Source organism: Vibrio sp. 1159, assembly GCF_033340395.1.
Taxonomy (GTDB): domain Bacteria; phylum Pseudomonadota; class Gammaproteobacteria; order Enterobacterales; family Vibrionaceae; genus Vibrio; species Vibrio alginolyticus.
Genome location: NZ_JAWOWL010000067.1, coordinates 1 through 5,507, shown reverse-complemented (window position 1 = coordinate 5,507; position 5,507 = coordinate 1). Strand labels below are relative to the sequence as shown.

Genomic DNA, 5,507 nt, shown 5'->3' with positions numbered 1-5,507 from the left:
GAATGTTTGCGTTTAGAGCGCTTGGATTTAACTGATTTAGATCTGCGTGGCGTGAACTTCTGCGGTTCAGTGATTAATAACTGTGATTTTAGTGGTGCTGATTTGTCTAACGCCAGTTTTGAGTATACGGAAATCAAAGACTGCAATTTTACTGATGCGTTATTTGTTGAAACGTTTATGTATTCAGCAAGATTCAAGCAGTGTGATTTTGAAGGGGTAAATCTTTTATATGCAAGGGAGCAGGCAGACGGGTTTAAAGACGAAAACCTGAATGTAAATACAACCAGTCCACAGAGAGCACTTGCTATCAATGTTGACAACAACTTTGATACAAATCTTGCAAGCCACGTAATGATAACGTTGATTTCATATCATTTACGTCAAGGGGTAAAAGATAAAGAGCAGCTATTCCTACTTTGCTTTGTTTATATGAAACCCAAGGTAAATGGCGTTATTTCAGAAGTTGCTTATCGGCCGCTTTTTGAAGCGACTTATCGCTATGTAATTCAACAACAAAGCAATTACTAAGGAGGGGGAGATATGTGTAACTACAACAAATTACCTTTCGATGAGTTAGTCGATGTAACGAGTGAACCAAGTTGCTGGCGCTGCGGTTCAAGTGATTACAGTGCTGGTGAAACAGAGTGTCATGGCGATTATCTAAACCAAGATGTTGAGTGTAATGACTGTTACTCAACATGGCAGTTAGTCTATGAAATTAAACAAGTTTATGTTCCACAACAATAGGAGGATGATATGGAATTAATGACAAGTATTGAGCAAAAAGCTCAAGCGATTATTGAGAAGAAGTATTTGAGTAAAATCGAAGAGCATAGCCAATGTGATACGTGGGTGGTTGAGCGTATCGCTAACGACTTAAGTGCCACGCATAAAACACTGATGTTCTTAATGCTACCAAAATACACAAGAGTGAAGGTGATTGAGAGTTTGATGTTCCATGACGCTTTAACTTTCGATCATATAGGAATAGTTGAGCATGAGTTACAAAACACCAGTGATGGGTGTGTAGTTGATGACATGGATTTGTGTACCTATCACCGTGATGTAATGGCTTCTCTCAGCTCTTGTTGTAAGGGGGCGAAATGAACCTATATATCGTTGAGTCACAGTTTGAACAAATTGCAGATGAATGCATTCACTATGCAGCGGATCAGAGAAGGTATGCACTTGGGTGGAGCGATGCTTATACAAGTTGGTTACAGACAGGTGATGATGATTATTTAGCACCGTTGGATAATCTTATTGATCTGGAAGTTAGTCGACTGATGTTTGATGATATTGCAGAAAAATTACGACCGTTAGATCAGCTTCCAGACTCTTATCTTTATATCGAGCTGTATGAATATGAAGATTTAGAGCAATTTGTAATGAACAAGAACTACTCATCTTTGGCTAATAGTATTCTTACTGACGGATTGAATGGACTACTGCCTTAATTAGAGTTTAAAGATAGAGGTATTTATATGTATCTTATCAGTTATTTAATTCCATAAAAGACCGCTTGATGCGGTCTTTTTGTTATATCGTCAATCGTCTTTTAGGCGGTTCCGTCTTTAAACGCGCCATTTCGACATTCTTTTTATCTGCCTGTATCAATTCATCGACCTTGCGAGAAAGTGGCTTAGAAGCAGTGCTGTCGAGCTTATAACGCAAGTTTTCATCGGTAACAAGTTCCAGGCCATTCTCAACCTCACGCAAACCAGTGATGTACTTCCCAATTAGAGATGTAAATTGGTCGTCAAACTCTGCTTCTTCAGCAATATAGCATTGTAGAAAAAATTGAGATTGATCTGTTAAATCAATTCGTTGTGTCTCTTGCTCTAATTTCAGCGTGTGGCATTGCACTTTTTCAGTGATGTAGTTCTGCGCTTCTTTTGCTTGTTTGCAGACAGATAGTAACGCTTTCTTTTGATCCGCAAACTGCTGCGCCCAGCTTTCAAGATAAGCTGCATGGGAGTTGAACGTTTCTAAATCTTGGTCAAGACACATAAATAGAGTCGCTGTCTCCGCGATCAGTTCTTCTTTTGCATAACCTTGAGAGCCGAATGGGTTGCCTAACTTTCTGTCCAATCTGGATGGATGACCAGTGCTGTGGCTCAGTTCATGCAAAATAACGGCAAAACGTGCTTTATCACTTTTGAACTTGTCTCTTGGCGGTATCACGATATGGTCTTCTTTGACGTTGTAATAAGCTCTATCCTCGTCTTTTTCTATTACAGGAACGCTCATTGCATCGATGATGATCTCCGCTTTTTGAACAAAAGCGGAATCCTGCTCTGCTTCGCTCATTGTCTGATTGGCTAACACTTCTTGTTTGGCGAAATATGGCTGTTCGTCAATGTATGACTGAGGCAATAAGTGTTTGATTTTCTCTATCGGAAAAACACGATAAGCACGCAGCCCACGCTTTGCCTCAAAGCCCTTGTCTTTCTTTTCCTTGAAGCTCATGCCTTTGGTCAGTCTATCGAATTGTGTCTTGCTGATTTTCTCCCCGTCCTTTGCGTAGTTCTCTAAATATTTCACCACGACATGTTCAAGCTTTATGCCTTTGAGCGGCTTGTCAGGGTCAAAATCATCCGACTTTTCGGGTAGTTGCTCTTTATACTTTTCAAGTATTTCAGACGCTTGTTTGAACGTGCTGTAGATCGGCACTTTAGTCGCGCTATTTTGCTGCGCTTCTAACAACATGATGATGTTGATTCCGTTGTATTCATTACCGAAAAAATTAAGCGGTAAAGCATTTAACGTTGAGCGATAGAAACTCACTTCAACATCACTGTCAGAGCTTGGCTTCTCGCTTTTTGGTTTAGAGAAAAAGTCGAACAGTCTATCTAACACTTGGTCTTGCTGGCTTTTTTTGTTCTTAGTGCTGCCAGTGGCACTCGATCTGTTTTTACTCATAAATACACTCCTTTGTTGATGAGCCTACTTATGTCGTATCACGCTTTTTAATATCTCCAAGCTACTGAAATTATTGACGGTTGGTTTTTCTTTTAGGTATTGGTTTTTTGCTTATTTGGTGCTTGTGAAAATGATCAGGCTCTTGTTTAAAGTTCGATTTGTGGTATGCCATTAAGTAAACGAAAGGAGACAAAGGATGAGAAATGCGTATACCAAATTGATGATTCAAAAGAGCAAATTGTTGCTTGAAAGCCGACCTGAACTGTTTGAGCAATACGTTGCTTTTGCTAAAGAGCTGGAAGGTTCTGGTGATAAGAATATTGTGGCTGGCTTGTTGCAGTATTTCTATGAGCAGGACTTGTTAAGACCAGAGCTAATTCTGGAAGAGCGCAGCCCGTTTGCAGCTCAAATGCTCTTTAGTTTTGAGCAGTATGATTTGTTTAAAGCGATGCTGATGGAGTATCAAGATCACGAGCAGATTGGTTTGTATTTGGCTGACAATGACTTTGAATTGCCCGATTGGGTGTTTGATTCGCTTAATCAGTCAGTGCCGTTAAACCCACAGAGAATGGCTGAGATTAAGCAGAACTACCCAGCAAACCAAGTTGTGATTGGTTCGAGTGTTGATGTACCCAAAGGGTTCTATTTTGGCAATAAGATTTTGGCGAGTTTCAATGGTGAAACACTGCCTGATGTGGCTTTTGACGTGTTAGAAGAGTCTAAAGGTGCAAATGAAATTCTCTCGCTGGATGTCCTTCGTGAGTTGCAGTGTAGCTCTACCATTTCCACTGCTGATAACGGAACGATGATCAAGGAATATAATGAGTTAAAGCAGCAAAAAGAGTGGTTAACTGACCACCTTGAACTACATAATGATACAACATTGCGTGAGAGTGTCTATTACCACAACGGTAAGCCTAAACCTCTTGCTTCAAGTCTTACGGAAAATGGCGTGCTATTGGGCAAAAGTCCCAGTGTGGATGAATTAATTAACTCCTTTTTGGTGGTGAAAGACAAACACATCCACTCTTTCCCGTATCAAGAATTGAGCCTTGAAAATCTGCGTATGGCCTTGGAAGTAATCAAACAAGATGCGTTGCTTGATTTGGAAAAGATCACGGTAGGTGAAAAGGTCGATCAGCGTATCAAACTGGCGGTGCAGCAAGTTTGCTTCCCTGATAAGGTATTGGGACAAGAACAAGATAATCCATTTGAAGGTGTTGAATTAGACGTTGCTCAACCAGTGCCAAGTGATGAGCCAGATTATGAAGAACAGATCATCGCTGAATTAAGAAGGGAAGTCCAAGAGGGGTTATTTGAAGAGCCAGCGAGCGCGAAGCGTAAAGTTAAACGCTCTAAGGGATTGCGACTATGACCAAAAAAGAGTTATTAACACTGAGCTTTTTCGGTCATTTGTTTGATAGTGATTTTGAAACAATACCGTCAGCACAAGACGACTATTCCGCATTTGAAAATGCCTATCTTGATTTGAATGAGCCGTTTGTCTCAATGATGTTCAATCGCTTGAATCTGGTTCTGGTTGAAGCGGTTCAAGAGCAGAGAGAAGGCAAAGTAGAAGGAGCACTGCAAACAGTTAAACAAGCGTTTATGGCTTGTCAGTTTCAATGCCAGAATGAGCCTTATACTTTCTGGTATGGTTTTGGGGTGACAGATTGTAATGAAAAATTAGAGTCGATTTTGGCGCATCCGTCGGTAGCACAACTCTATGTTGTGTGCGAAAAGGCAATAGACGATTTGTTCTTCTTTGAGCAACCAAAGCGAAGTCAAACAAAGCCTCGCTTGAGGCTTGGTTAATCGTTCTGTCTGGCTATCGCTTGTGATAGACACGCTTTAATAACGTAAATCTCTGGAAAGGTGATGCGAAGGTTGTAGATCTTGAAGCACGGTGTGCAGTGTTGAAATATTTGACCAAAACTCATGGCTTCCATCACCAGAGTCTCAAAATCTCGATCTACCTGATATTGGTAAAAATCTCGAAATCCTTTCGCCATTCTGTCAGTGGCTTCTTGATAATCCGTTTCATCAGCATAGTGCAACGCTGTAAGTAGCTGCGATACATCTTTAAAAGCGATACCGACAGCAGCCAGCTCTTGCTTAAATCTTTGCCATAGTTGAGTATTACATCGTGCATATTGAATAGCAGTGAGTAGATTATCCGCATAGACGGTTGTCGCTATGTGGAAGCGCGAATGTTTTTCTACCAATGCGTCATACAGCTCAGTAATACTGTATGACTGACTTGGATTAATACCCGTTATAAGGTGAAACTCTTGCGTTAACTGTCGATAGAAGTGCTGCTGTGCTTTGTGATAAGTCTTAAACTGTTTGATGTTGCTGTGGTTGCGCTGTTGTTTCGCTGTAATCAACCAGTATTGCCTCATGCCAGTGATATAGACTAATTTTTTGTATTGCTGCATAAACGCTTCATAGTCATAGTTTGATAGTAGGCAAATATCCTCAATCGTCATGTTGGAAGTGTAATTATTCAGTTGATTAATTATGGATTTCATCATTGACCACCCTGAGTTTTTCTCTTTATGAAACCCGCAATTTTCTTCTGTTCG

At 40.5% G+C, this 5,507-nt stretch carries 8 protein-coding genes; 6 read left to right on the top strand and 2 right to left on the bottom strand.

All coding sequences use genetic code 11. The features are described 5' to 3' along the window. From R7127_RS25755 to R7127_RS25740, 4 genes are all read left to right on the top strand, one after another. On the top strand, positions 1-528 hold a 528-nt coding region (locus R7127_RS25755; protein ID WP_318148644.1), incomplete at its 5' end, for a pentapeptide repeat-containing protein. Between the two features lie 12 nt (positions 529-540). Beyond that, on the top strand, positions 541-747 hold the full coding sequence (locus R7127_RS25750; RefSeq protein WP_029810246.1) for a hypothetical protein: 207 nt from the start codon (positions 541-543) through the stop codon (positions 745-747). A 9-nt stretch (positions 748-756) separates the two neighbouring features. Continuing rightward, on the top strand, positions 757-1,107 hold the full coding sequence (locus tag R7127_RS25745; protein WP_104975189.1) for a hypothetical protein: 351 nt from the start codon (positions 757-759) through the stop codon (positions 1,105-1,107). Further along, positions 1,104-1,457: a hypothetical protein gene (locus tag R7127_RS25740; protein ID WP_104975190.1), complete on the top strand. Its 354-nt coding sequence runs from the start codon at positions 1,104-1,106 to the stop codon at positions 1,455-1,457. Before R7127_RS25745 ends, R7127_RS25740 begins: the two co-directional genes overlap by 4 nt. A gap of 82 nt (positions 1,458-1,539) precedes the next feature. On the opposite strand, the gene R7127_RS25735 is transcribed toward R7127_RS25740, so the two are convergent. Next, entirely contained in the window at positions 1,540-2,922 is a 1,383-nt protein-coding gene (locus R7127_RS25735) for a zincin-like metallopeptidase domain-containing protein (RefSeq protein ID WP_104975191.1), read from the bottom strand. 196 nt (positions 2,923-3,118) lie between these two features. Between R7127_RS25735 and R7127_RS25730 the strand changes: the two genes are divergently transcribed. Beyond that, positions 3,119-4,297, top strand: a complete 1,179-nt coding sequence (locus R7127_RS25730; RefSeq protein WP_104975192.1) for a hypothetical protein — start codon at positions 3,119-3,121, stop codon at positions 4,295-4,297. Next, positions 4,294-4,737: a hypothetical protein gene (locus R7127_RS25725; protein WP_104975193.1), complete on the top strand. Its 444-nt coding sequence runs from the start codon at positions 4,294-4,296 to the stop codon at positions 4,735-4,737. The genes R7127_RS25730 and R7127_RS25725 overlap by 4 nt, the downstream gene beginning before the upstream one ends. Here R7127_RS25725 and R7127_RS25720 read toward each other — a convergent pair. Further along, positions 4,734-5,507: hypothetical protein (locus R7127_RS25720; protein WP_318148643.1), on the bottom strand; the 774-nt coding region annotated here is incomplete at its 5' end. The genes R7127_RS25725 and R7127_RS25720 overlap by 4 nt on opposite strands.